Below are 23,919 nucleotides of genomic sequence, written 5' to 3'. Positions count from 1 at the left end.
CTGCCCCCCTGGGTCTCAACGGGCCACCTGGGGGCCCAATTCCCCCACAATAGCCGCGAGGTGGCACGGAAACCCGTGCCACCTCCGCAGATCGGTGCCGCCGCAGCTAGCCCATGAACGGGCGGATCGCCTCCATGGCTCGCTGGGTGACCTCTTCGACCGGTCCGGTCGCGTCGACTCCCACGAGGATGCCCTCGTCGGCGTAGTAGGAGACCAGCGGCGCCGTCTGCTCCTGGTAGACCTCCAGGCGATGCCGGACGGTCTCCTCCTTGTCGTCGTCCCGCTGGAACAACGCGCCCCCGCACGCGTCGCACCTGTCGTCCTTCTTGTCATCGAACTCGACGTGCCAGATGCGGCCGCACTGGCTGCACGTGCGCCGGCCGGCCAGCCGCCTGACCACCTCGTCGTCATCCACGACGAGCTCAAGGACGAGGTCCAGCGCCTGGCCCCAGTCCTTGAGCATGTCGCGCAGGATCTCGGCCTGCGCGACGTTGCGCGGGAAGCCGTCGAGCAGGAAACCGTCCTGCGCGTCCGGCTCCGAGAGGCGGTCACGGACCATGGCGATGGTGACCTCATCGGGCACCAGGTCACCACGGTCCATATATGTCTTGGCCAGCCTGCCAAGATCCGTGCCACCCGAGACGTTGGCACGGAAGATGTCACCTGTCGAGATCTTCGGGATGGACAGGTTCGAGGCGATGTACTGGGCCTGTGTCCCCTTACCCGCTCCGGGGGGCCCGACCAGAACGAGACGCATCTACCGCAGGAAGCCTTCGTAATTACGCTGCTGCAGCTGACTCTCGACCTGCTTAACCGTGTCCAGACCGACGCCTACCATGATCAGAATGCTCGTCCCTCCGAACGGGAAGTTCTGGCTCGCACCGGCGATCGCCAGCGCGACGATCGGGACCATGGAGATCAGACCCAGATAGATCGCGCCCGGCGTGGTCAGACGGGTGAGCACGAAGTTCAGGTATTCAGCCGTCGGCCGGCCGGGGCGGATGCCCGGAATGAAACCACCGTACTTCTTCATGTTGTCGGCGACTTCAGCGGGGTTGAACGTAATGGACACGTAGAAGTACGTGAAGAAGATGATCAGCAGGAAGAACGTGGCCATGTAGATCGGGGTGTCGCCCGTGGCCAGGTTCTGAGAGATCCACCGGATCACCACGTTGTCGCTGGTCTGGAAGAGCGACGTGACGAGTTGCGGCAGGTAGAGCAGCGAAGAGGCGAAGATGACCGGGATGATGCCGGCCTGGTTGACCTTGAGCGGGATGTAGGTGGACGTGCCCCCGTACATCCTGCGGCCGACCATCCGCTTGGCGTATTGAACCGGGATGCGCCGCTGCCCCTGCTCGACGAAGACCACCGCGGCGATCATGAAGACGCCGACCACCATGACCACCGCGAAGGTGAACTTGTTGGCCTGGAAGATGTTGGCCAGCTCGGACGGGAAGACCGCGACGATCTGGGTGAAGATCAGAATGGACATGCCGTTGCCGACGCCCCGGTCGGTGATCAGCTCGCCCAGCCACATGATGACGGACGTGCCGGCCGTCATGATGACCACCATCGTGACGATGCCGAAGATGTTGTCGGGGTTGAGCAGGACGTCCTGCTGGCAGTTCGGGAAGAGCTGGCCGGTGCGGGCCAGCGCGATGAACGCCGTGGACTGCAGGACCGCGAGTCCGATGGTCAGATAACGCGTATACTGCGTGATCTTGGTCTGGCCGGACTGGCCTTCCTTCTTCAGTGCCTCGAGGCGCGGGATCACGACGACGAGCAGCTGGAGAATGATGCTCGCGGTGATGTACGGCATGATGCCGAGCGCGAACACTGAAAGTTTCAGGAGGGCGCCGCCGCTGAACAGCTGCACCATCCCGTAGATGTTGCCGGTGTCTTGATCAGCGCGCGCCTGGTTGAAACAGGCCGCCAGATTCTGTACGTGAACTCCCGGAGTCGGAAGAACCGAGCCGAGACGGAAAAGCGCGATGATGCCCAAGGTGAAGAGCAACTTCTTGCGCAGGTCCGGCGTCCGGAACGCCCGGGTAAACGCGGTCAGCACGGTCCCTCCTGCGCGCCTATAAGGCGATGTGAGTATGCGGCGATGGTGCGGGGATCTGCCATCTGAGTCTCATTGTCAAACGAGCCGGACAGAAGCCTGCCGTCTGCGAACTCTAACGCACTACGGGCGTGGGGGCCCATTGTCAGAACCCCCACGCCTCGTCATAGCGTTGCTACAGCTCGGTAACGGAGCCACCTGCGGCGGCGATCTTCTCCTTCGCGGCGGCCGAGAAGGCGTGAGCCTGCACGTTCACCGCGACGGAGATCTCGCCGGTGCCGAGGACCTTGACGAGCTGGTTCTTGCGAACAGCACCCTTGGCGACCAGCGTCTCGACGGTGACGTCGCCACCCTCGGGGAACAGCTCGCCGAGCCTGTCAAGGTTGACGACCTGGTAGGTCGTCTTGAACATGGCGTTGGAGAAGCCCTTGAGCTTCGGCAGACGCCTCTGCAGCGGCACCTGGCCACCCTCGAAACCGAGGGGAACCGTCGTACGGGCGTGGCTGCCCTTGGTGCCGCGACCGGCCGTCTTGCCCTTCGACGCCTCGCCACGACCCTTGCGGATCTTGGCCTTGTTGGCGCCGGGAGCAGGACGCAAGTCGTGAATCTTGAGCGGAGCCTTGTCAGTCATGACTAGTCGACCTCTTCCACCTCGACGAGGTGCGTCACCACGGAGACCATCCCGCGAATCTCGGGCCGGTCCTCCTTGACGACGACATCGCCGATTCGCTTCAGGCCAAGCGAACGCAGCGAGTCACGCTGGTTCTGCTTGCCACCGATCTTCGAGCGAACCTGAGTGATCTTCAGGCGTGCCATGACTAGCTCACCGCCTTGGCGGCCGCGGCCTCCGCGATGCCCTCGCGCTGAGCCTTGAGCATCCGGGCCGGAGCCACGTCCTCGATCGGCAGGCCACGGCGGGCGGCGATCTCCTCGGGCCGGGAAAGGCCCTTCAGAGCCGCCACAGTGGCGTGCACGATGTTGATCGGGTTGTCCGAGCCGAGCGACTTGGACAACACGTCGTGGATGCCCGCGCACTCCAGCACCGCACGCACCGGGCCACCGGCGATGACGCCGGTACCGGCCGAGGCCGGACGCAGGAAGACGACGCCGGCCGCCTCCTCGCCCTGCACGGTGTGCGGGATGGTGCCCTGGATGCGGGGCACCTTGAAGAAGTGCTTCTTCGCTTCCTCGACGCCCTTGGCGATGGCCGCGGGGACTTCCTTGGCCTTGCCATAGCCGACGCCGACCAGGCCGTTGCCGTCACCGACGACGACGAGGGCGGTGAAGCTGAAGCGACGACCACCCTTCACGACCTTGGCCACTCGGTTGATCTTCACTACGCGCTCGATGTACGAGACGCCCTTGTCGGCGGCGCCACCGCGGCGATCGTCACGACGGTCCCGCCGCTCGCCACCGGTGCCGCCACCGCGACGCGGAGCTGCAGCCATCAGTGGTTCCTCATCTCAGTTGCCATCAGAATTCGAGCCCGCCTTCGCGGGCGCTGTCCGCCAGGGCCGCGATGCGACCGGCGTAGCGGTTGCCACCGCGGTCGAAGACGACCGCCGTGATCCCGGCTTCCTTGGCCCGCTGAGCGAGGAGCTCGCCGACCTTCTTGGCCTTCTCCGTCTTGTCCGCCTCCAACCCGCGCAGCGAGGGGTCCATAGTGGACGCGCTCACCAGCGTGTGGCCGACGGTGTCGTCCACGATCTGGACGAACATGTGACGGGTCGAACGGTTGACGACCAGGCGCGGACGCGCGGTCGTGCCGACGACGTTCTTGCGGACGCGGCGGTGACGGCGGGCCCGCGAGACGGTGCGGGCAGCCGTGTGCTTGCTGAACGCAGTCTTCGGAGCCATGCCTACTTACCAGCCTTTCCGACCTTGCGGCGGATCTGTTCGCCCTGGTAACGCACGCCCTTGCCCTTATACGGGTCAGGCTTGCGCAACTTTCGGATGTTGGCCGCGACCTCGCCGACCTTCTGCTTGTCGATGCCGTCCACGTGGAACACGGTGGGCTTCTCGACGCGGAAGGAGACGCCCTCAGGGGCGTCGACGATGACCGGGTGACTGAAGCCCAGCGAGAACTCCAGCTGCGACGGGCCCTTGGCCTGAACGCGGTAACCGACGCCGACGATCTCCAGGGACTTCGAGTAGCCCTGGGTGACGCCCTGCACCATGTTGGCGATCAGCGTCCTGGACAGGCCGTGCAGCGCACGCACCTTGTTCTCGTCGTTGGGCCGGGTGACGGCGATGGAGCCGTCCTCGTCCCGAGCCACCTTGATGGGCTCGGCGACCGTGTGACTGAGCGTGCCCTTCGGGCCCTTGACCTGGACATCCTGGCCGTCGATCGTGATGTCTACGCCACTGGGCACAGGGATGGGCAGCCGTCCGATTCTCGACATGCTGTGTTCCTCCCCTCTACCAGACGTAGGCGAGGACTTCCCCGCCCACACCACGCTTGCCGGCCTGCTTGTCGGTCATGAGGCCGTGGGACGTCGAGATGATCGCGACGCCCAGTCCGCCCAGGACTCGAGGCAGGTTGTCCTTCTTCGCATAAACCCGCAGACCGGGCTTGGAAACCCGGCGCAGGCCCGCGAGCGACCGCTCACGGGTGGGCCCGAACTTGAGCTCCACCACGAGGTTCTTCCCGACCTTGGCGTCTTCGACGGTCCAGGCCTGGATGTAGCCCTCCTGCTGGAGGATCTCGGCGATGTGCGCCTTGATCTTCGAATACGGCATCGACACGCTGTCGTGGTACGCCGAGTTCGCATTGCGCAGACGAGTCAGCATGTCTGCGATCGGGTCGGTCATCGTCATGATGGCCAGTGGCCTTCCTCGCCGCGGTTTCCAGTCGGCCAAGCGGAGCTCTGCCGGTGGACCTTCGGCGCGGTCACGGACGCAAAGCGCGTCCTGATCTTCTTGATATATACGGGGGGCGACGCTGGGCCGCCCCCTAGGGTATCTACCAGCTGGACTTGGTGATGCCGGGCAGTTCGCCCCGGTGCGCCATCTCGCGGAAGCACACGCGGCAAAGCCCGAACTTGCGGTAGACGGCGCGCGGCCGGCCACAACGCGTGCACCGGGTGTAGGCCCGGACCTCGAACTTCTGCTTGCGCCCCGCCTTGGCGATCAGCGACTTCTTCGCCATTGGATCAGGCCTCCTTGAAGGGGAAGCCGAGGAGCTTCAGCAGCGCCCGGCCCTGGTCGTCGTTCTTCGCGGTGGTCACGATCGTGATGTCCATGCCCCGCGGCCGGTCGACCTTGTCCTGGTCGACCTCGTGGAACATGACCTGCTCGGTCAGACCGAAGGTGTAGTTGCCGTTGCCGTCGAACTGCTTGGGCGACAGGCCGCGGAAGTCCCGGATACGGGGCAGCGCCAGCGCCAGCAGCCGGTCCAGGAACTCCCACATGCGGTCGCCGCGCAGCGTGACGTGCGCGCCGATCGGCATGCCCTCACGCAGCTTGAACTGCGCGATGGACTTGCGGGCCCGGACCACGGCCGGCTTCTGGCCGGTGATCGCGGTGAGGTCACGGACGGCGCCCTCGATGAGCTTCGAGTCGCGAGCCGCCTCGCCGACGCCCATGTTGACCTTGATCTTGGTCAGGGCCGGGATCTGCATGACGTTCTCGATGCCGAACTGCTCGCGAAGCTGCTGCGCGATCTCCTCGCGGTACTTCGTCTTGAGTCGCGGCGTCGGACGCTCGGTCTCAGTGGTCGTGGCGGTCATCAGCTGTCCTCACCCGTCTTCTCGTCGGCCTTCTTCTCGTCGGCCTTCTTGTCGGCGGGCTTGTCGTCCTTGAGCTTCTTCACGTTCGAGACGTGGATCGGGGCCTCCATGGTCTGCACGCCACCCGTCTTGGCGCCGCGCGGACCCTGGTTGGACTCCTTCTCGTGCTTCTTGATCATGTTGACGCCCTCGACCACCACGCGGTCCTCGCGCGGGAGAGCGGCGATCACACGGCCCTTGGCACCCTTGTCCTTGCCCGCGATGACCTGAACCAGGTCACCCTTCTTCACATGCAACGACTTCGGCATCACAGCACCTCCGGGGCGAGCGAGATGATCCGCATGAACTTCTTGTCACGCAGCTCGCGACCGACCGGGCCGAAGATACGAGTGCCGCGAGGGTCACCGCTGTCCTTGATGATGACGGCGGCGTTCTCGTCGAAGCGGATGTAGGAGCCGTCGGGCCGGCGGCGCTCCTTGACCGTGCGGACGATGACGGCCTTGACCACGTCGCCCTTCTTGACGCCAGTGCTGCCGGGCAGCGCGTCCTTGACAGTGGCGACGATGACGTCGCCGATACCGGCGTAGCGTCGGCCCGAGCCACCGAGAACACGGATGCAAAGGATCTCCTTTGCGCCCGTGTTGTCGGCGACCTTGAGCCGCGACTCCTGCTGGATCACTTTGAACTCCTGTTAGTCGCGCCGGTTCTCATTTCTGAGCCTGGCGGAACCGTCGTTGTCTTGTTCCCACGGCCACAGCCCTCGCTGAGGGCCGCACCGCAGGCGACGCGGGACCAGGTGGTCCCGCGTCCTTGGACGCCGTCATGGGGGCTCTGAGAGCCCCCACGAGGCGCGGTATATCCGAGAGGGCCTACTTGGCCTTCTCGAGGATCTCCACGACCCTCCACCGCTTGGTGGCGGAGAGGGGGCGGGTCTCCATGAGCAGCACGCGGTCGCCGACGCCGCAGGCGTTGGCCTCGTCGTGTGCCTTGTACTTGGTCGTACGGCGAATGACCTTGCCGTACAGACGGTGCTTCACGCGGTCCTCGACGGCGACGACGACGGTCTTGTCCATCTTGTCGCTGACGACCAGGCCCTCGCGGACCTTGCGGAAGTGCCGCGCGTTCTCGGTGGTGTTCTCAGTGGTCTCGGTCTCAGCCATCGCTCGTCTCCTTCTCGACCGTGACGATGCCGAGCTCGCGCTCGCGCATCACGGTGTAGATACGGGCGATCTCGCGGCGGACGGCACGCAGCCGCCCGTGGCTCTCCAACTGACCGGTCGCCGCCTGGAAGCGGAGGTTGAACAGCTCCTCCTTGGCTTCCTTGAGCTTCTGGACCAGGGTGTCCTGGTCCTCCACTCGCAGCTCGCCGGCGGTCAGGCCCTTAGCCATCACGCCTCACCCACTTCACGCTTAACGATCTTGCACTTCATCGGCAGTTTGTGAATCGCCCTGGTGAGCGCCTCACGCGCCACCGACTCCGCCACGCCGGACAGCTCGAACATCACGCGTCCGGGCTTGACGTTGGCGATCCACCACTCCGGCGAGCCCTTACCGGAACCCATGCGGGTCTCGGCGGGCTTCTTGGTGAGCGGGCGGTCGGGGTAGATGTTGATCCACACCTTGCCACCACGGCGGATGTGACGGGTCATCGCGATACGAGCGGACTCGATCTGACGGTTGGTCACGTAAGAGTGCTCAATCGCCTGAATGCCGAACTCGCCGAACGTGACCCTGGTGCCGCCCTTGGCGGCTCCGCTGCGGTCGGGCCGGTGCTGCTTGCGGTGCTTGACCCTGCGCGGGATCAGCATGGTCAGCTCCCTTCAGCACCCGGCTGCGCGGCCGGGCCGGTCTCGGGGGCAGCCTGGGAGGCGGCCTCAGTACGGGGGGCGCGGCCACCACCGCGACGCGGGCGGTCGCCACCACCACGGCGGGGACGCTCACCGCCGCCACGACGGTCGTCGCGCTCGCGACGCTGGCCGGCACGAGCACCGGCGGCAGCCGCCTCGCGCTCGGCGCGGCTGGTCGGAGCCTCGCCCTTGTAGATCCAGACCTTCACGCCGATGCGGCCGAAGGTCGTGCGGGCCTCGTAGAAGCCGTAGTCGATGTCCGCGCGGAGCGTGTGCAGTGGCACGCGACCCTCGCGGTAGAACTCCGACCTCGACATCTCAGCGCCGCCCAGACGACCCGCGCACTGGACACGGATGCCCTTGGCGCCGGACTTCATGGCCGACTGCATCGCCTTGCGCATGGCACGGCGGAACGAGACACGGCTGGACAGCTGCTCGGCCACGCCCTGCGCGACGAGCTGCGCGTCGATCTCCGGGTTCTTGACCTCGAGGATGTTGAGCTGGACCTGCTTCTTGGTCAGCTTCTCCAGGTCGCCACGGATACGGTCCGCCTCGGCGCCGCGCCGGCCGATCACGATGCCGGGCCGCGCGGTGTGGATGTCCACCTGCACACGGTCCGTGGTGCGCTCGATCTCGACCTTGGAGATGCCGGCCCGCTCCATGCCCTTCTGCAGCATGCGGCGGATCGCCACGTCCTCGGCGACGTACGACTTGTACAGCTTGTCGGCGTACCACCGGCTCTTGAAGTCGGTCGTGATGCCGAGGCGGAACCCGTGCGGGTTAACCTTCTGGCCCACTATCGGGTCCTTCCCTTCGGCTCGCGGGACTCCACGATCACAGTGATGTGGCTCGTCCGCTTGTTGATCCGATAGGCGCGACCCTGTGCACGCGGACGGAACCGCTTCAGCGTCGGGCCCTCGTCGACCCAGGCCCGGCTGACGACGAGCGTCTGCGGGTCGAGGTCGAAGTTGTGCTCAGCGTTCGCCATGGCGCTGCTGAGCACCTTGAAGATCGGCTCGCTCGCCGACTGGGGAGCGAACTGCAGCACGGCCTGCGCCTCCGAAGCGGGCAGCCCGCGAATGAGGTCCACCACACGGCGGGCCTTCTGGGGCGTGACACGGACGAACCGCGCCTGAGCCCTGGCTTCCATCGCTTTCTCCTACTTCCGGGACGCTTACCGCCGGCTGCGGCGGTCTTCCTTGACGTGGCTGCGGAACGTCCGCGTGGGGGCGAACTCTCCGAGCTTGTGGCCGATCATGGACTCGGTGACGAACACCGGGACGTGCTTGCGGCCGTCGTGCACGGCGATCGTGTGCCCGAGCATGTCGGGAACGATCATGGAGCGCCGCGACCACGTCTTGATGACGGTTTTGGTGCCCTTCTCGTTCTGGGCGTCCACCTTCTTGGCGAGGTGGTCGTCCACGAAGGGACCCTTCTTAAGGCTACGTGGCATTTCGGCTGCTCCTACCGCTTCTTCCTCTTGCTCCGACGACGGATGATCAGCCGGTCGCTGGACTTGTTGGCCTGGCGGGTGCGGCCCTCGGGCTTACCCTTCGGGTTCACCGGGTGGCGACCACCGGAGGTCTTGCCCTCACCACCACCGTGCGGGTGGTCGACGGGGTTCATCGCGACACCGCGGACGGTGGGGCGCTTGCCCTTCCACCGCATACGGCCGGCCTTACCCCAGTTGATGTTGGCCTGCTCGGCGTTGCCGACCTGGCCCACCGTCGCCCGGCAGCGCACGTCGACCATGCGCATCTCACCGGACGGCATACGCAGGGTGGCGTACTGGCCTTCCTTGGCGAGCAGCTGGATCTGGGCACCCGCGCTACGGCCGAGCTTGGCGCCGCCGCCCGGACGGAGCTCCACCGCGTGGATGAAGGTACCGGTCGGGATGTTGCGCAGCGGCAGGCAGTTGCCCGGCTTGATGTCGGCCGCGGGGCCGTTCTCGATACGGTCGCCCTGCTTGAGGCCGGTCGGCGCGATGATGTAGCGCTTCTCGCCGTCGGCGTAGTGGAGCAGAGCGATATTGGCGGTGCGGTTGGGGTCGTACTCGATGTGAGCGACCTTGGCCGGAATGCCGTCCTTGTCATGCCTACGGAAGTCAATGATCCGGTAGGCGCGCTTGTGACCGCCGCCCTGGTGGCGTGCGGTGACCCGGCCGTGTACGTTGCGGCCGCCCTTGCCGTGAAGGGGCGCAAGCAACGACTTCTCGGGCTCGCTGCGGGTGATCTCGGAGAAGTCCGAGACACTCGATCCGCGGCGACCCGGAGTGGTCGGCTTGTACTTACGGATGCCCATCTTTTTCGTTCATCCTTCGTCGGTTACATGGGTGAGCCCGCCGCACCGAAGTGCGACGGTCTCGCCCCGCGGGCCTGTTCGGCCCGCGCACTATCTGTGGCTGCTAGCCGATCTGACCGAAGATGTCGATCCGATCGCCCTCAACCAGGCTCACGATCGCGCGCTTGGTGTCGGGACGCTTGCCGTAGCCGGTGCGGGTGCGCTTGCGCTTGCCCTGCCGGTTGATCGTGTTCACGTCGGTGACCTTGACCCCGAAGATCTGCTCAACAGCGATCTTGACCTGGGTCTTGTTCGCGGTCGTCTTCACCAGGAACGTGTACTTGTTGTGCTCATCGATCAGGCCGTAGCTCTTCTCAGAGACGACCGGCTTGATGATGACGTCGCGCGGGTCGGCGATCTTGTCCATCAGGCCTCTTCCTTCCCGCCGTTGCTCAGTCTGGCCACGACCTGGTCGTACGCCTCCTGGGTGAAGACCACGTCGTCGGACACGAGCACGTCGTACGTGTTGAGCTGCCCCGCGTCCAGCAGGTGGACCTCAGGGGCGTTGCGCAGGCTCAGCCACGTCATCTCGTCGGCCTCGTCGACCACGACGAGCACGCGCCGCGCCTGCGTGACCTTGCGCAGCGCCTCGAGCGCGGCCTTGGTCTTGGGGGTCTCCCCCGTGACCAGCGAGCTGACCACGTGGACGCGGCCGCCGCTCGCGCGGTCGGACAGGGCGCCGCGCAGCGCGGCGGCCTTCATCTTCTTGGGCGTGCGCTGCGAGTAGTCACGCGGCAGGGGACCGTGAACGACGCCACCGCCGGCGAACTGCGGCGCACGGGTCGAGCCCTGACGGGCGCGGCCGGTGCCCTTCTGGCGGTACGGCTTCTTGCCGCCGCCGGAGACCTCACCACGGGTCTTGGCCTTGTGCGTGCCCTGCCGGCGAGCGGCGAGCTGGGCCACGACCACCTGGTGGATCAGCGGAACGTTGACCTTGGTGCCGAAGATGTTTTCGGGCAGGTCAACCGTGCCGGTCTTCGCCCCGCTGGGGTCGAGGACGTCGATAGTGGTGCTCACTTGGATGCCCCCTTCTTGGCAGCGGTACGGACGAGGACCAGGCTGCCGTTGGCGCCGGGGATCGCACCCTTGATCAGGATGAGACCATTCTCGGCGTCCACGGAGTGAACCTTGAGGCTCTGCACAGTGGTGCGGACGTTACCCATCCGGCCAGCCATGCGCAGACCCTTGAAAACGCGGCCCGGGGTGGCGCAGCCACCGATGGAACCCGGCGAGCGGTGCTTGCGCTGCGTACCGTGCGACGCGCCCAGACCACCGAAGCCGTGCCGCTTCATGACACCGGCGAAGCCCTTGCCCTTGCTCTTGCCCGTCACGTCGACGAACTGGCCGGCCTCGAAGGTGTCGGCCAGCAGCTCCTGGCCCAGGGTGTAGTCGCTCGCGTCGTCGGTGCGGATCTCCGCGAAGTAACGGCGCGGGGTGATGTCGTGCTTACGCAGGTAGTCGCCGAGCGGCTTGTTGACCTTCCGGGGGTCGACCTGCCCGAAGCCGAGCTGGATGGCGGAGTAGCCGTCCTTCTCTGCGGTGCGGACGCGGGTCACCACGCACGGACCGGCCTCGACCACGGTCACCGGAACCATCCGGTTGTCCGCGTCGAAGACCTGGGTCATGCCGAGCTTCTTGCCCAGGACGCCCTTCATCGTCTTAGCCATGTCAGTGCGTTCCCTCAGAGCTTGATCGAAATGTCGACACCCGCGGGAAGGTCGAGCCGCATGAGCGAGTCAACCGTCTTGGGGGTCGGGTCGATGATGTCAATCAGCCGCTTGTGCGTGCGCATCTCGAAGTGCTCGCGGCTGTCCTTGTACTTGTGCGGCGAGCGGATGACGCAGTACACGTTCTTCTCGGTCGGCAGCGGCACCGGGCCCGCGACCTTCGCGCCAGTCCGCGTCACCGTCTCGACGATCTTCTTGGCCGAGCTGTCGATGACCTCGTGGTCATAGGCCTTGAGCCGAATGCGGATCTTCTGTCCCGCCATAGTGGCCTCGGTGTCCTTCGCTGTCGTCTGAAAAAGTATCGTGCGGCCTGTTGCCGCTGTGCTGGTGCAGGCCAAAGCCTGCTTGACCCCACGAGGCAGACGCAGTCGATCTGCCATTTCTTCCGTGATCCGGCAGTGACTTCGGTCACGAGGCCGAAGCTACTGCTGGATCACGGCCCTTTACGCGAGGCTCTTACGTGGTGCGGCGGTCGGACCCGGATGTTCGGGGCCGACCGCCGCCCCGACGGTCTAGCTACTTGATGATCTTCACGACCCGGCCGGCGCCGACGGTGCGGCCACCCTCACGGATCGCGAACTTGAGGCCTTCCTCCATGGCGATGGGCTGGATCAGCTCAACGCGCATTTCGGTGTTGTCGCCCGGCATGACCATCTCGGTGCCCTCGGGGAGGTGCACGACACCGGTCACGTCAGTCGTACGGAAGTAGAACTGCGGGCGGTAGTTGTTGAAGAACGGCGTGTGGCGGCCGCCCTCGTCCTTGGACAGGATGTAGACCTGACCGGTGAAATCGGTGTGCGGGGTCGTCGTGCCCGGCTTGATGATGCACTGGCCGCGCTCGACGTCGTCGCGCTTGATGCCGCGGAGCAGCAGGGCGGCGTTGTCACCGGCGTGACCCTCGTCGAGCATCTTGTTGAACATCTCGATGCTGGTGACGGTGGTCGTCGTCTTCTCCGGCTTGATGCCGATGATGTCGACCTGCTCGTTGACCTTGACGATGCCGCGCTCGATACGGCCAGTGACGACCGTGCCGCGACCGGTGATCGAGAAGACGTCCTCGACCGGCATGAGGAACGGCTTGTCCGTCTCACGCGGCGGCTCGGGAACGTTCTCGTCCACGGCGTTCATCAGCTCGACGATGCTGTCGGCCCACTTCTCGTCGCCCTCGAGAGCCTTGAGCGCGGAGACGCGGACGACCGGCAGGTCGTCGCCGGGGAACTCCTGAGCGGACAGGAGCTCACGGACCTCCAGCTCGACGAGCTCGAGGATCTCCTCGTCGTCCACCATGTCGGCCTTGTTGAGGGCCACGACGATGTAGGGGACGCCGACCTGGCGGGCCAGGAGGACGTGCTCCTTCGTCTGCGGCATCGGGCCGTCGGTGGCGGCGACCACGAGGATGGCGCCGTCCATCTGAGCGGCACCGGTGATCATGTTCTTCACGTAGTCCGCGTGACCAGGGCAGTCAACGTGCGCGTAGTGACGCTTCTCCGTCTGGTACTCGACGTGCGCGATCGAGATCGTGATGCCGCGAGCCTTCTCCTCCGGCGCCTTGTCGATCTTGTCGAACGGGGTCGCCTTGTTCAGCTCGGGGAAACGGTCGTGAAGCACCTTGGTGATCGCCGCGGTCAGCGTGGTCTTGCCGTGGTCGATGTGTCCAATGGTGCCGATGTTCATGTGCGGCTTGGTCCGCTCGAACTTGGCCTTGCCCACTGGTTCTCTCCTTGAGAATCTGACTGACTTTCGTCTACACACTCGGGCCCGGGAACTCCCGAACCCCTTGGCGGCGGGGTGGCTCGCACCACCCCACCAGGGACCAGGACAGAAGTCCTGGCTCGATCCCTCGCAGGATCGGACCAGGAACTACTCGCCCCGGGCCTTCGCGACGATCTCCTTCGCGATGCCCGGAGGCACCTCCGAGTAGGAGTCGAACTGCATGCTGTAGCTCGCGCGCCCCTGCGTCTTGCTACGCAGGTCACCCACGTAGCCGAACATCTCAGACAGCGGCACGAGCGCCGTGACGACACGGGCGCCGGCCCGCTCGTCCATGGACTGGATCTGCCCGCGGCGACCGTTGAGGTCACCGATGACGTCACCCATGTAGTCCTCGGGCGTGGTGACCTCGACGGCCATCATTGGCTCGAGGAGCACGGCGTCCGCCTTGCGCGCGGCCTCCTTGAAGGCCATCGAGCCAGCGATCTTGAACGCCATTTCCGAGGAGTCGACGTCGTGCGCGGCACCGTCGACCAGCGTAACCTTCACGCCGACCATCGGGTAACCGGCCAGCACGCCGAACTCGGCGGCCTCCTGAGCGCCCGCGTCGACCGAGGGGATGTATTCCCTCGGGACCCGGCCACCCGTGACCTTGTTCTCGAACTCGTAGCCGTCGTTGCCCTCGCCCAGCGGCTCGAGGTTGATGATGACCCGCGCGAACTGACCGGAACCACCGGTCTGCTTCTTGTGGGTGTAGTCGAGCTTCTCCACCTTGCGGCGGATCGTCTCGCGGTAGGCAACCTGCGGACGGCCGACGTTGGCCTCGACCTTGAACTCGCGACGCATACGGTCGACGAGGATCTCCAGGTGAAGCTCGCCCATGCCCCAGATGACCGTCTGGCCGGTCTCCTCGTCACGGCGGACCTGGAAGGACGGGTCCTCCTCGGCCAGCCGCTGGATCGCGGTCGACAGCTTCTCCTGGTCACCCTTGGTCTTGGGCTCGATGGCGACGTTGATCACCGGAGCCGGGAACGTCATCGACTCGAGGACGACCTGGTTCGCCGGGTCAGAGAGGGTGTCACCGGTGGTGGTGTCCTTCAGACCCATGACCGCCACGATCTGACCAGCGATCGCCGAGGGGCGCTCTTCGCGCTTGTTGGCGTGCATCTGGTAGATCTTGCCGATCCGCTCCTTCTTGCCCTTCACAGAGTTGACAACCTGTGAACCGGTGTCGAGCGTGCCCGAGTAGATGCGGATGTAAGTGAGCTTGCCCAGGTGCGGGTCGCTGGCGATCTTGAACGCCAGAGCGGAGAACGGCTCGGCCGGGTCCGCGTGACGCTCGATCACCTGGTCCTCCTTGCCGACCGCGTGACCCTTGAACGCCTTGAGGTCGGTCGGGGCGGGGAGGTAGGCGACGATCGCGTCGAGCAGGGGCTGCACGCCCTTGTTCTTGAACGCAGTGCCGCACAGCACCGGGTTGATGGCGCTGGCCAGCGTGGCGCGGCGAATGGCCGCGACCAGCTGCTCCTCGGTGGGCTCCTGGCCCTCGAGGAAGAGCTCCATCAGCTCGTCGTCGTTCTCGGCGACGGTCTCGATGAGACGGTCCCGCCACTCGCGAGCGGCCTCGGCGTGGTCGGCCGGGATGTCGACGGTGTCGTACATCTCGCCCTTGGCAGCCTCGGCGCTCCAGATGAGACCCTTCATCTTGATGAGGTCGATGACGCCCTTGAAGTCGGCCTCAACGCCCCACGGAAGCTGGATCACAGCCGGGGTCGCACCCAGGCGGGTGACCATCATCTCGACGCAGCGGTGGAACTCCGCGCCGACCCGGTCCATCTTGTTGACGAAGCAGATCCGGGGAACTTCGTAGCGGTCAGCCTGGCGCCACACCGTCTCCGACTGCGGCTCGACACCCGCGACGCCGTCGAACACGGCGACAGCACCGTCGAGGACGCGGAGCGAACGCTCCACCTCGATGGTGAAGTCCACGTGACCCGGAGTGTCGATGATGTTGATGGTGTGACCGATCCACTCACAGGTGGTCGCGGCAGACGTGATCGTGATGCCGCGCTCCTGCTCCTGCTCCATCCAGTCCATCGTGGCAGCGCCCTCGTGGACTTCACCGATCTTGTAGTTGATGCCGGTGTAGAACAGGATGCGCTCGGTCGTGGTGGTCTTGCCCGCGTCGATATGGGCCATGATCCCAATGTTGCGGACCTTGGCCAGGTCAAGAGCGGTCGTAGCGGCCACTTTAACTCGCGTCCTCGTCGTCTCGTCGAACCCGCTGTTACCAGCGGTAGTGGGCGAAGGCCTTGTTGGACTCGGCCATCTTGTGGGTGTCCTCGCGCTTCTTGACGCTCGCCCCGAGGCCGTTGCTGGCGTCGAGGAGCTCGTTCATGAGGCGCTCGGTCATGGTCTTCTCGCGGCGGGCGCGGGAGTATTGCACCAGCCAGCGCAGGGCCAGGGTGGTGCTGCGCGCGGCGCGCACCTCGACCGGCACCTGGTAGGTCGCGCCACCGACACGGCGGCTGCGGACCTCGAGAGTCGGCTTGACGTTGTCGAGCGCGCGCTTCAGGGTGACGACCGGGTCGTTGCCCGTCTTCTCCCTGCAGCCCTCGAGGGCGCCGTAGACGATCGACTGCGCGATGGAGCGCTTGCCGTCCAGGAGCACCTTGTTGATCAGAGCGGTCACCAGCGGCGAGCTGTAAACCGGGTCAGCCATGAGCTGACGACGGCCAGGAGAACCCTTACGAGGCATTGTTAGCTCTTCTCCTTCTTCGCGCCGTAGCGGCTACGGGCCTGCTTGCGGTTGCGGACACCCTGGGTGTCCAGCGAACCGCGGATGATCTTGTAGCGAACACCAGGCAGGTCCTTCACACGACCGCCACGCACGAGCACGATGGAGTGCTCCTGCAGGTTGTGACCCACACCGGGGATGTAGGCCGTGACCTCAATGCCGTTCGTGAGCCGAACGCGGGCCACCTTACGCAGTGCCGAGTTGGGCTTCTTCGGGGTCGTGGTGTAGACGCGCTGGCACACGCCGCGCCGCTGCGGACTCCCCTTGAGGGCAGGAGTCTTGGTCTTAGAGACCTTGTCCTGCCGGCCCTTGCGGACCAACTGCTGAATAGTGGGCACTGCCACTCCGTTTCGTGCCTTGGCCGGTGTTACGTCAGTTGTGATGCATTTCGCAGGTTCTGCCGGTGTCATGACCTGCTGGTTTTCTCTGTCTCGGCGCCCCCGCGCTCGGGCGTGTCGCGCTATTCACGCACACGTCCCGCGAGGTTTACGAGCCAGGAAGCCGTCCCGCACTCGTAATGAGCGCACGGTCGAGAGCCCGCATAGAGACGGGCACGATGTCCAAGACTACCCAGGCCCATGCGACACGTCAAAACGGCGCGGCAAGGCTGATCAGCCATGCCACTCCGGGTCGCCGGGGCCTATCTCATCCAGCCCATCTACAGCTCCACGCTCATGATATAGGCTCCCGCCGCCTTCCGTCCCCGGTACGCCCAACCGTCACCCGACCGCGACCAACCGCCACCCCCACCACGGCCCCACAGCGCACCGTAGAGACGAGCGGCTCACGCCCTGCCCTGGAACTCGGCCCCCTGTGCGTCGTAACGGCGGTGCACCACTGAAGGGCTCAGAAACCGTCTCCCTGGAGGGCCCTCAGCCCCGTACGGCGACTGGGCCGCCACGGCACCGCCGTAACGAAAGAAGGGTTTGAACGTGACGCGCCCGGGCTTGGTGCGAGAAGGACCTCCGCCGGGGAACGGCCCGGGTTTGAGCGCAGCGCACCCGCGCTTGGTGCGAGATGGACCCCGGCCGGGAACGCAGCGCGCCCGGGCCTCTTGGACAAGAGACCCGGGCGCGTCACCTACAGGCGATCAAGAATTCATCGGTTGTACTGGCCGAAGTCGTACTCCTCCAGCGGGACCGCCTCGCCACTGCCGGTGCCGAAGGTGTAGTCCGCCGCGGTGCCGTCGTAGCCACCGACGGTGTACATGGCCGCCTTGGCCTCTTCGGTCGGCTCCACCCGGATGTTCCGGTACTGCGGCATGCCCGTGCCGGCCGGGATGAGCTTACCGATGATGACGTTCTCCTTCAGACCCAGCAGCGAGTCGGACTTGGCGTGGATCGCCGCGTCCGTCAGCACCCTGGTCGTCTCCTGGAAGGACGCCGCCGACAGCCACGACTCGGTCGCGAGCGAGGCCTTCGTGATGCCCATGAGCACCGGACGACCGGCGGCCGGAGAGCCGCCCTCCGCCACCGTCTCGCGGTTCATCAGCTCGAAGCGCGGCCGCTCGACGAGTTCGCCGGGCAGCAGGTCGGTGTCGCCGGACTCCAGGACGTTGACCCGCTTGAGCATCTGCCGAACGATGATCTCGATGTGCTTGTCGTGGATCGACACACCCTGGGACCGGTAGACCTGCTGGACCTCCGCCACCAGGTGCAGCTGCACGGCCCGCGGGCCGAGAATGCGCAGCACCTCGTTGGGGTTGACCGCACCGGCGACCAGCTGCTGGCCGACCGTGACGCGCTGGCCGTCCTGAACCAGCAGGCGCGACCGCATCGACACCGGGTAGGCGATCTCTTCCGAGCCGTCGTCCGGAGTGATGACGATCTTCCTGGTCTTGTCGGTCTCGTCGATGCGAGCCCGGCCCTCGGCCTCGGAGATCGGGGCGACACCCTTGGGGATGCGCGCCTCGAACAGCTCCGTGACACGGGGCAGACCGTGGGTGATGTCGGCGCCGGCCACACCACCGGTGTGGAAGGTCCGCATCGTCAGCTGCGTGCCGGGCTCACCGATCGACTGGGCGGCGATGATGCCGACCGCCTCGCCGACGTCCACGAGCTTGCCGGTGGCCAGCGAGCGGCCGTAGCAGGTCGCGCAGACACCGATCTTCGCCTCGCAGACGAGCGCGCTACGCGTGCGCACGGTCTCGACCCCGGCCTCGACCAGCTTCGTCACGTGGGTGTCGTTGATGTCGACGCCCGCCGGGACGATGACCTTGCCGTCGACCTCGACGTCCTCGGCCAGGATGCGGCCGTGCACGTTGGACTCGGCGTTCTCCGCCTTGACCAGGTTGCCCGACGCGTCCCTGTCGGCCACGTGCAGCGGGACCGCGCGGTCGGTGCCGCAGTCGATCTCGCGCACGATGACGTCCTGTGCGACGTCCACCAGACGACGGGTCAGGTAACCCGAGTCGGCGGTACGCAGCGCGGTGTCGGCCAGACCCTTCCGCTGACCGTGGGTGGAGATGAAGTATTCCAGCACCGACAGGCCCTCGCGGAACGAGGCCTTGATCGGCCGCGGGATCGTCTCACCCTTGGTGTTGGACACCAGGCCGCGGATGCCGGCGATCTGCCGGACCTGCATCTTGTTACCACGGGCGCCGGAGTTGACCATCATCCAGACCGGGTTGGTCGCCGGGAAGGCGTTGACCATGTCGGTCTCGACGTCGGCCGTCGCGTGCGTCCAGATCTCGATGAGCTCCTGACGGCGCTCCTCGTCGGTGATCAGACCGCGCTCGTACTCGCGCTGGACCTTGTCGGCCCGGCGCTCGTAGTTTTCCATGATGTCGGTCTTGTTGGGCGGCGCGACGACGTCCTCGATCGAGATCGTGACACCGGAGCGGGTCGCCCAGCGGAAGCCGGCGTCCTTGAGCGCGTCGAGCGAGTTGGCGACCTCGATCTTGGGGTAGGTCTCCGCCAGCTCGTTCACGATCGTGGACAGCTGCTTCTTGCCGACCTGGAAGTCGACGAACGGGTAGCTCTCGGGCAGCGTTTGGTTGAACAGGCACCGGCCGAAGGTCGTCTCCAGCCTGATCGCGTCGCCCTGCTCCCAGCCCTCGGGTGCCACCCAGTCGCGCGGCGGCAGGACATCGTCCTTCAGCCGGATCTGGATCTTCGCCTGGATCTCCAGCTCGCCGCGGTCGAAGGCCATTTGCGCCTCGGCGATCGAGCCGAACACGCGGCCCTCGCCGATCGCGCCGTCCTTCTGGGTGGTCAGCCAGTAGAGGCCGATGACCATGTCCTGGGTGGGCATCGTCACGGGCTTGCCGTCGGCCGGCTTGAGGATGTTGTTGGTCGAGAGCATCAGGATGCGTGCCTCGGCCTGGGCCTCAGCCGACAGCGGCAGGTGCACGGCCATCTGGTCGCCGTCGAAGTCCGCGTTGAACGCGGTGCAGACGAGCGGGTGGATCTGGATGGCCTTGCCCTCGACCAGCTGCGGCTCGAACGCCTGGATGCCCAGGCGGTGGAGCGTCGGTGCGCGGTTGAGCAGCACCGGGTGCTCGGTGATGACCTCTTCGAGCACGTCCCACACCACGGGGCGGGCGCGCTCGACCATCCGCTTGGCCGACTTGATGTTCTGCGCGTGGTTGAGGTCCACGAGCCTCTTCATCACGAACGGCTTGAACAGCTCCAGCGCCATCTGCTTGGGCAGACCGCACTGGTGCAGCTTGAGCTGCGGGCCGACGACGATGACCGAACGGCCGGAGTAGTCGACTCGCTTGCCCAGCAGGTTCTGGCGGAAACGACCCTGCTTACCCTTCAGCATGTCGCTGAGGGACTTCAGCGGACGGTTGCCGGGACCGGTGACCGGGCGACCGCGGCGGCCGTTGTCGAACAGCGCGTCCACGGCCTCCTGGAGCATCCGCTTCTCGTTGTTCACGATGATCTCGGGCGCGCCGAGGTCGAGAAGCCTCTTGAGGCGGTTGTTCCGGTTGATGACCCGGCGGTAGAGGTCGTTGAGGTCGGAGGTCGCGAACCGGCCACCGTCGAGCTGCACCATCGGGCGCAGGTCCGGCGGAATGACCGGAATGCAGTCCAGCACCATGCCGCGCGGCGAGTTGGTCGTGTTGAGGAACGCCGACACGACCTTGAGCCGCTTGAGCGCGCGGGCCTTCTTCTGGCCCTTGCCGCTGCGGATCGTCTCGCGCAGGTTCTCCGACTCGACATCGAGGTCGAAGCTGATCAGGCGGTCCTGGATCGCCTGCGCGCCCATGCCGCCCTTGAAGTAGCGGCCGAAGCGGTCGCGCATCTCGCGGTAGAGCAGCTCGTCGCCCTCGAGGTCCTGGACCTTGAGGTTCTTGAAGCGGCTCCAGACCTCGTCGAGCCGGTCCAGCTCGCGCTGGGCCCGGTCGCGCAGCTGACGCATCTCGCGCTCGGCGCCCTCGCGGACCTTGCGGCGCTGGTCGCCCTTGGCGCCGGCGGCCTCAAGCTCGCCCAGGTCGGCCTCGAGCTTCTTCTGCCTGGCCTCGACGTCGGCGTCGCGGCGCTGCTCGATGTGCTGCCGCTCGACGGAGATCTTCGCCTCCAGCGAGGGCAGGTCACGCTCACGCATCTCGGTGTCGACATGCGTGATCATGTAGGCCGCGAAGTAGATGACCTTCTCCAGGTCCTTCGGGGCCAGGTCGAGCAGGTAGCCGAGGCGCGACGGGACGCCCTTGAAGTACCAGATGTGCGTGACGGGCGCGGCCAGCTCGATGTGGCCCATCCGCTCACGACGCACCTTGGCCCGGGTCACCTCGACGCCGCAGCGCTCACAGATGATGCCCTTGAACCGGACGCGCTTGTACTTACCGCAGTAGCACTCCCAGTCCCGGGTCGGACCGAAGATCTTCTCGCAGAAGAGCCCGTCCTTTTCCGGCTTGAGGGTCCGGTAGTTGATCGTCTCCGGCTTCTTGACCTCGCCGTGCGACCACTGACGGATGTCGTCGGCGGTCGCAAGACCGATCCTGAGCTCGTCGAAGAAGTTGACGTCTAGCATTTTGTGCGATCTCCCCCTCAGACTTCTTCCACGCTGCTCGGCTCACGCCGGGACAGATCGATACCGAGCTCCTCCGCGGCGCGGAAGACGTCCTCGTCGGTGTCGCGCATCTCGATGGACATGCCGTCGCTGGAGAGCACCTCGACATTCAGGCACAGCGACTGCATTTCCTTGATGAGCACCTTGAACGACTCCGGAATACCGGGCTCGGGGATGTTCTCGCCCTTGACGATGGCCTCGTAGACCTTCACGCGGCCCAGCACGTCGTCGGACTTGATAGTCAGGAGCTCCTGCAGGGCGTAGGCGGCGCCGTACGCCTCCAGCGCCCACACCTCCATCTCACCGAAGCGCTGGCCACCGAACTGGGCCTTACCGCCGAGCGGCTGCTGGGTGATCATGGAGTAGGGGCCGGTCGACCGAGCGTGAATCTTGTCGTCGACCAGGTGCAGCAGCTTGAGGATGTAGATGTAGCCGACCGAGATCGGGTACGGGAACGGCTCACCGGAGCGGCCGTCGAACAGCTGGGCCTTACCGGTCTCCTGCACCATGCGGTCACCGTCGCGGTTGGCCACGGTGTTGCTGAGCAGGCCGACGATCTCCGCCTCGTGAGCGCCGTCGAAGACCGGGGTCGCCACGTTAGTGCGCGGGGCCACCTTCTCGAAGCCCTTGTCACGCAGCCGCTCGGCCCAGGCCTCCTGGATGCCCGAGATGTCCCAGCCGCGGGCGGCGATCCACCCCAGGTGGGTCTCCAGCACCTGACCGACGTTCATCCGGCCGGGCACGCCCAGCGGGTTGAGGATGATGTCGACCGGGGTGCCGTCCTCCAGGAACGGCATGTCCTCGACCGGCAGGATCTTGGAGATGACGCCCTTGTTGCCGTGCCGGCCGGCCAGCTTGTCACCGTCGGTGATCTTACGCTTCTGCGCCACATACACGCGCACCAGCTCGTTCACCCCCGGGGGCAGCTCGTCGCCCTCCTCACGGGAGAACACCCGCACCCCGATGACCTTGCCCTGCTCACCGTGCGGCACCTTCAGCGAAGTGTCACGGACCTCACGCGCCTTCTCACCGAAGATCGCACGCAGCAGCCGCTCCTCCGGGGTCAGCTCGGTCTCACCCTTCGGGGTGACCTTGCCGACCAGGATGTCGCCCGGCACGACCTCGGCGCCGATCCGGATGATCCCGCGCTCGTCGAGGTCGGCCAGGACCTCCTCCGACACGTTCGGGATGTCCCGGGTGATCTCCTCCGGACCCAGCTTGGTGTCCCGGGCATCGACCTCGTGCTCCTCGATGTGAATCGAGGACAACACGTCGTCCTGGACCAGCCGCTGAGACAAGATGATGGCGTCTTCGTAGTTGTGGCCCTCCCACGGCATGAACGCCACCAGCAGGTTCTTACCCAGCGCCATCTCGCCCTTGTCGGTGCACGGGCCGTCGGCGATGACCTGGTTGACCTCCACCCGGTCGCCCTCGGCGACGATGGGCTTCTGGTTGAAGCTCGTGCCCTGGTTGGAGCGCTTGAACTTGGCCACCCGGTAGGTGGTGCGGGTGCCGTCGTCGTTCATCACGGTGATGTAGTCGGCCGAGACCTCCTCCACCACGCCCGCCTTCTCGGCGCTGATGACGTCACCGGCGTCGGTCGCGGCACGGTATTCCATGCCCGTGCCGACCAGCGGCGCCTCGCTCTTGAGCAGCGGCACCGACTGCCGCTGCATGTTGGAGCCCATGAGCGCGCGGTTGGCGTCGTCGTGCTCGAGGAACGGGATCATCGCGGTGGCCACCGACACCATCTGGCGCGGCGACACGTCGATGTAGTCGACCTCCTCGGCACGGGCGAGCTCGGTCTCACCGCCCTTGGTGCGGACCAGGACGCGGGCGTCGGCGAACGTGCCGTCGGCGTTGAGCACCGTGTTGGCCTGCGCCTTGACGTAGCGGTCTTCCTCGTCGGCAGTGAGGTAGTCGATCTGGCCGGTCACCTTGCCGTCGACGACCTTGCGGTAAGGCGTCTCGACGAAGCCGAAGGCGTTGATCCGCCCGTAGGAGGCCAGCGAGCCGATCAGACCGATGTTGGGACCTTCAGGGGTCTCGATCGGGCACATCCGGCCATAGTGGGACGGGTGCACGTCACGGACCTCGAAGCCGGCCCGCTCACGGGACAGACCACCGGGACCCAGCGCGGACAGACGCCGCTTGTGCGTCAGGCCGGCCAGCGGGTTGGTCTGGTCCATGAACTGCGACAGCTGCGAGGTGCCGAAGAACTCCTTGATCGACGCCACGACCGGGCGAATGTTGATCAGAGTCTGCGGCGTGATCGCCTCGACGTCCTGCGTCGTCATGCGCTCACGCACGACGCGCTCCATACGGGCCAGACCCAGGCGGACCTGGTTCTGGATCAGCTCGCCGACGCTGCGCAGGCGACGGTTGCCGAAGTGGTCGATGTCGTCGACCTCGACGATGGCATCGCCGTTGACACCCGGCATCGACTCCTCGCCGGCGTGCAGGCGCACGATGTATTCGATCGTGGCGACGATGTCGTCTTCGGTCAGCGTGCCCTGGGTGATCTCCGAGTCGACCCCGAGCTTCTTGTTGATCTTGTAGCGGCCTACCTTGGCCAGGTCGTACCGCTTGGGATTGAAGTAGAGATTCTCCAGCAGAGTCTGCGCCGACTCCTTGGTCGGCGGCTCACCCGGCCGCAGCTTGCGGTAGATGTCCAGCAGCGCGTCATCCTGGC

Annotated in this window: 29 protein-coding genes; all 29 read right to left on the bottom strand. The window is 65.9% G+C overall.

Annotated features, from left to right (window positions below):
* Positions 1-106: 106 nt before the first annotated feature.
* Positions 107-757, bottom strand: coding sequence for an adenylate kinase (locus Q9G87_RS53585; RefSeq protein ID WP_305924415.1), 651 nt, complete (start codon positions 755-757; stop codon positions 107-109).
* Positions 758-2,065 (bottom strand): preprotein translocase subunit SecY, encoded by a 1,308-nt coding sequence (secY, locus tag Q9G87_RS53580; RefSeq protein ID WP_305924414.1) that lies wholly within the window; start codon positions 2,063-2,065, stop codon positions 758-760. It lies immediately after the preceding gene.
* A 172-nt stretch (positions 2,066-2,237) separates the two neighbouring features.
* The gene (gene rplO / locus Q9G87_RS53575; protein WP_305924413.1) at positions 2,238-2,693 is read right to left on the bottom strand and encodes a 50S ribosomal protein L15; all 456 of its coding nucleotides are present in this window, start codon (positions 2,691-2,693) and stop codon (positions 2,238-2,240) included.
* 2 nt (positions 2,694-2,695) lie between these two features.
* A complete protein-coding gene (rpmD, locus tag Q9G87_RS53570) occupies positions 2,696-2,878 on the bottom strand; it encodes a 50S ribosomal protein L30 (RefSeq protein WP_080043226.1) in 183 nt (60 codons plus the stop codon).
* Positions 2,879-2,880: 2 nt separating this feature from the next.
* Positions 2,881-3,510, bottom strand: a complete 630-nt coding sequence (gene rpsE, locus Q9G87_RS53565; RefSeq protein ID WP_049572667.1) for a 30S ribosomal protein S5 — start codon at positions 3,508-3,510, stop codon at positions 2,881-2,883.
* A gap of 25 nt (positions 3,511-3,535) precedes the next feature.
* The gene (rplR, locus tag Q9G87_RS53560; RefSeq protein ID WP_305924412.1) at positions 3,536-3,919 is read right to left on the bottom strand and encodes a 50S ribosomal protein L18; all 384 of its coding nucleotides are present in this window, start codon (positions 3,917-3,919) and stop codon (positions 3,536-3,538) included.
* Between the two features lie 2 nt (positions 3,920-3,921).
* A complete protein-coding gene (gene rplF, locus Q9G87_RS53555) occupies positions 3,922-4,464 on the bottom strand; it encodes a 50S ribosomal protein L6 (RefSeq protein WP_305924411.1) in 543 nt (180 codons plus the stop codon).
* Between the two features lie 16 nt (positions 4,465-4,480).
* Positions 4,481-4,879, bottom strand: coding sequence for a 30S ribosomal protein S8 (gene rpsH, locus Q9G87_RS53550; protein ID WP_020542297.1), 399 nt, complete (start codon positions 4,877-4,879; stop codon positions 4,481-4,483).
* Positions 4,880-5,024: 145 nt separating this feature from the next.
* Positions 5,025-5,210 (bottom strand): type Z 30S ribosomal protein S14, encoded by a 186-nt coding sequence (locus Q9G87_RS53545; protein ID WP_090769707.1) that lies wholly within the window; start codon positions 5,208-5,210, stop codon positions 5,025-5,027.
* Positions 5,211-5,214: 4 nt separating this feature from the next.
* Positions 5,215-5,790 (bottom strand): 50S ribosomal protein L5, encoded by a 576-nt coding sequence (gene rplE / locus Q9G87_RS53540; RefSeq protein WP_138670601.1) that lies wholly within the window; start codon positions 5,788-5,790, stop codon positions 5,215-5,217.
* Positions 5,790-6,086, bottom strand: a complete 297-nt coding sequence (rplX, locus tag Q9G87_RS53535; RefSeq protein WP_305924476.1) for a 50S ribosomal protein L24 — start codon at positions 6,084-6,086, stop codon at positions 5,790-5,792. The genes rplE and rplX overlap by 1 nt, the downstream gene beginning before the upstream one ends.
* 11 nt (positions 6,087-6,097) lie before the next feature.
* Positions 6,098-6,469, bottom strand: coding sequence for a 50S ribosomal protein L14 (rplN, locus tag Q9G87_RS53530; RefSeq protein WP_026214151.1), 372 nt, complete (start codon positions 6,467-6,469; stop codon positions 6,098-6,100).
* A 190-nt stretch (positions 6,470-6,659) separates the two neighbouring features.
* Positions 6,660-6,950, bottom strand: coding sequence for a 30S ribosomal protein S17 (gene rpsQ / locus Q9G87_RS53525; protein WP_305924410.1), 291 nt, complete (start codon positions 6,948-6,950; stop codon positions 6,660-6,662).
* Entirely contained in the window at positions 6,943-7,179 is a 237-nt protein-coding gene (gene rpmC, locus Q9G87_RS53520) for a 50S ribosomal protein L29 (RefSeq protein WP_080047279.1), read from the bottom strand. The genes rpsQ and rpmC overlap by 8 nt, the downstream gene beginning before the upstream one ends.
* On the bottom strand, positions 7,179-7,598 hold the full coding sequence (rplP, locus tag Q9G87_RS53515; protein ID WP_305924409.1) for a 50S ribosomal protein L16: 420 nt from the start codon (positions 7,596-7,598) through the stop codon (positions 7,179-7,181). The genes rpmC and rplP overlap by 1 nt, the downstream gene beginning before the upstream one ends.
* A gap of 2 nt (positions 7,599-7,600) precedes the next feature.
* Positions 7,601-8,434 carry a 30S ribosomal protein S3 gene (rpsC, locus tag Q9G87_RS53510; protein ID WP_305924408.1) on the bottom strand — a complete coding sequence of 278 codons (834 nt, stop codon included), beginning with the start codon at positions 8,432-8,434 and terminating at the stop codon, positions 7,601-7,603.
* On the bottom strand, positions 8,434-8,787 hold the full coding sequence (gene rplV / locus Q9G87_RS53505; RefSeq protein ID WP_305924407.1) for a 50S ribosomal protein L22: 354 nt from the start codon (positions 8,785-8,787) through the stop codon (positions 8,434-8,436). The genes rpsC and rplV overlap by 1 nt, the downstream gene beginning before the upstream one ends.
* Before the next feature lie 24 nt (positions 8,788-8,811).
* On the bottom strand, positions 8,812-9,090 hold the full coding sequence (rpsS, locus tag Q9G87_RS53500; protein ID WP_219539599.1) for a 30S ribosomal protein S19: 279 nt from the start codon (positions 9,088-9,090) through the stop codon (positions 8,812-8,814).
* Between the two features lie 11 nt (positions 9,091-9,101).
* Positions 9,102-9,938 carry a 50S ribosomal protein L2 gene (gene rplB, locus Q9G87_RS53495; RefSeq protein ID WP_127939590.1) on the bottom strand — a complete coding sequence of 279 codons (837 nt, stop codon included), beginning with the start codon at positions 9,936-9,938 and terminating at the stop codon, positions 9,102-9,104.
* A gap of 103 nt (positions 9,939-10,041) precedes the next feature.
* Positions 10,042-10,344 (bottom strand): 50S ribosomal protein L23, encoded by a 303-nt coding sequence (gene rplW / locus Q9G87_RS53490; RefSeq protein ID WP_305924406.1) that lies wholly within the window; start codon positions 10,342-10,344, stop codon positions 10,042-10,044.
* Positions 10,344-10,994 carry a 50S ribosomal protein L4 gene (rplD, locus tag Q9G87_RS53485; RefSeq protein WP_305924405.1) on the bottom strand — a complete coding sequence of 217 codons (651 nt, stop codon included), beginning with the start codon at positions 10,992-10,994 and terminating at the stop codon, positions 10,344-10,346. Before rplD ends, rplW begins: the two co-directional genes overlap by 1 nt.
* Positions 10,991-11,644, bottom strand: a complete 654-nt coding sequence (rplC, locus tag Q9G87_RS53480; RefSeq protein WP_305924404.1) for a 50S ribosomal protein L3 — start codon at positions 11,642-11,644, stop codon at positions 10,991-10,993. Before rplC ends, rplD begins: the two co-directional genes overlap by 4 nt.
* Before the next feature lie 14 nt (positions 11,645-11,658).
* Positions 11,659-11,967, bottom strand: coding sequence for a 30S ribosomal protein S10 (rpsJ, locus tag Q9G87_RS53475; protein WP_012887830.1), 309 nt, complete (start codon positions 11,965-11,967; stop codon positions 11,659-11,661).
* 253 nt (positions 11,968-12,220) lie between these two features.
* Positions 12,221-13,414: an elongation factor Tu gene (tuf, locus tag Q9G87_RS53470; RefSeq protein WP_305924403.1), complete on the bottom strand. Its 1,194-nt coding sequence runs from the start codon at positions 13,412-13,414 to the stop codon at positions 12,221-12,223.
* 150 nt (positions 13,415-13,564) lie between these two features.
* On the bottom strand, positions 13,565-15,613 hold the full coding sequence (gene fusA, locus Q9G87_RS53465) for an elongation factor G (RefSeq protein WP_371825977.1): 2,049 nt from the start codon (positions 15,611-15,613) through the stop codon (positions 13,565-13,567).
* Positions 15,614-15,701: 88 nt separating this feature from the next.
* Entirely contained in the window at positions 15,702-16,172 is a 471-nt protein-coding gene (rpsG, locus tag Q9G87_RS53460; protein ID WP_020542314.1) for a 30S ribosomal protein S7, read from the bottom strand.
* A 2-nt stretch (positions 16,173-16,174) separates the two neighbouring features.
* Complete coding sequence (gene rpsL / locus Q9G87_RS53455) at positions 16,175-16,549, bottom strand: 30S ribosomal protein S12 (protein ID WP_020542315.1); 375 nt, start codon at positions 16,547-16,549, stop codon at positions 16,175-16,177.
* A 760-nt stretch (positions 16,550-17,309) separates the two neighbouring features.
* Entirely contained in the window at positions 17,310-21,188 is a 3,879-nt protein-coding gene (locus tag Q9G87_RS53450) for a DNA-directed RNA polymerase subunit beta' (protein WP_305924401.1), read from the bottom strand.
* A gap of 17 nt (positions 21,189-21,205) precedes the next feature.
* A partial coding sequence (gene rpoB / locus Q9G87_RS53445; protein WP_305924400.1) for a DNA-directed RNA polymerase subunit beta occupies positions 21,206-23,919 on the bottom strand: 2,714 nt, incomplete at its 5' end.

Origin of the sequence: Nonomuraea turcica (assembly GCF_030718205.1) — a bacterium.
In the GTDB taxonomy this organism is placed as follows: domain Bacteria; phylum Actinomycetota; class Actinomycetes; order Streptosporangiales; family Streptosporangiaceae; genus Nonomuraea.
Note: the sequence above shows the minus strand (reverse complement) of the source record. Positions and strands in the feature narration are given on the sequence as shown.

Coding starts and splice junctions, on each gene's coding strand:
- rplW (WP_305924406.1), bottom strand. CDS start 10,344: ATGGACAAGATCGCCGACCCGCGCGACGTCATCATCAAGCCGGTCGTC.
- Q9G87_RS53450 (WP_305924401.1), bottom strand. CDS start 21,188: ATGCTAGACGTCAACTTCTTCGACGAGCTCAGGATCGGTCTTGCGACC.
- rpmD (WP_080043226.1), bottom strand. CDS start 2,878: ATGGCACGCCTGAAGATCACTCAGGTTCGCTCGAAGATCGGTGGCAAG.
- rplF (WP_305924411.1), bottom strand. CDS start 4,464: ATGTCGAGAATCGGACGGCTGCCCATCCCTGTGCCCAGTGGCGTAGAC.
- rplO (WP_305924413.1), bottom strand. CDS start 2,693: ATGACTGACAAGGCTCCGCTCAAGATTCACGACTTGCGTCCTGCTCCC.
- rplR (WP_305924412.1), bottom strand. CDS start 3,919: ATGGCTCCGAAGACTGCGTTCAGCAAGCACACGGCTGCCCGCACCGTC.
- rplV (WP_305924407.1), bottom strand. CDS start 8,787: ATGGAAGCCAGGGCTCAGGCGCGGTTCGTCCGTGTCACGCCCCAGAAG.
- rpsQ (WP_305924410.1), bottom strand. CDS start 6,950: ATGGCTGAGACCGAGACCACTGAGAACACCACCGAGAACGCGCGGCAC.
- rplP (WP_305924409.1), bottom strand. CDS start 7,598: ATGCTGATCCCGCGCAGGGTCAAGCACCGCAAGCAGCACCGGCCCGAC.
- fusA (WP_371825977.1), bottom strand. CDS start 15,613: ATGGCCCATATCGACGCGGGCAAGACCACCACGACCGAGCGCATCCTG.
- rpsH (WP_020542297.1), bottom strand. CDS start 4,879: ATGACGATGACCGACCCGATCGCAGACATGCTGACTCGTCTGCGCAAT.
- rpmC (WP_080047279.1), bottom strand. CDS start 7,179: ATGGCTAAGGGCCTGACCGCCGGCGAGCTGCGAGTGGAGGACCAGGAC.
- Q9G87_RS53585 (WP_305924415.1), bottom strand. CDS start 757: ATGCGTCTCGTTCTGGTCGGGCCCCCCGGAGCGGGTAAGGGGACACAG.
- rplC (WP_305924404.1), bottom strand. CDS start 11,644: ATGGCTAAGACGATGAAGGGCGTCCTGGGCAAGAAGCTCGGCATGACC.
- rplB (WP_127939590.1), bottom strand. CDS start 9,938: ATGGGCATCCGTAAGTACAAGCCGACCACTCCGGGTCGCCGCGGATCG.
- rpsE (WP_049572667.1), bottom strand. CDS start 3,510: ATGGCTGCAGCTCCGCGTCGCGGTGGCGGCACCGGTGGCGAGCGGCGG.
- rplE (WP_138670601.1), bottom strand. CDS start 5,790: ATGACCGCCACGACCACTGAGACCGAGCGTCCGACGCCGCGACTCAAG.
- rpsJ (WP_012887830.1), bottom strand. CDS start 11,967: ATGGCGGGACAGAAGATCCGCATTCGGCTCAAGGCCTATGACCACGAG.
- rpsG (WP_020542314.1), bottom strand. CDS start 16,172: ATGCCTCGTAAGGGTTCTCCTGGCCGTCGTCAGCTCATGGCTGACCCG.
- Q9G87_RS53545 (WP_090769707.1), bottom strand. CDS start 5,210: ATGGCGAAGAAGTCGCTGATCGCCAAGGCGGGGCGCAAGCAGAAGTTC.
- rpsS (WP_219539599.1), bottom strand. CDS start 9,090: ATGCCACGTAGCCTTAAGAAGGGTCCCTTCGTGGACGACCACCTCGCC.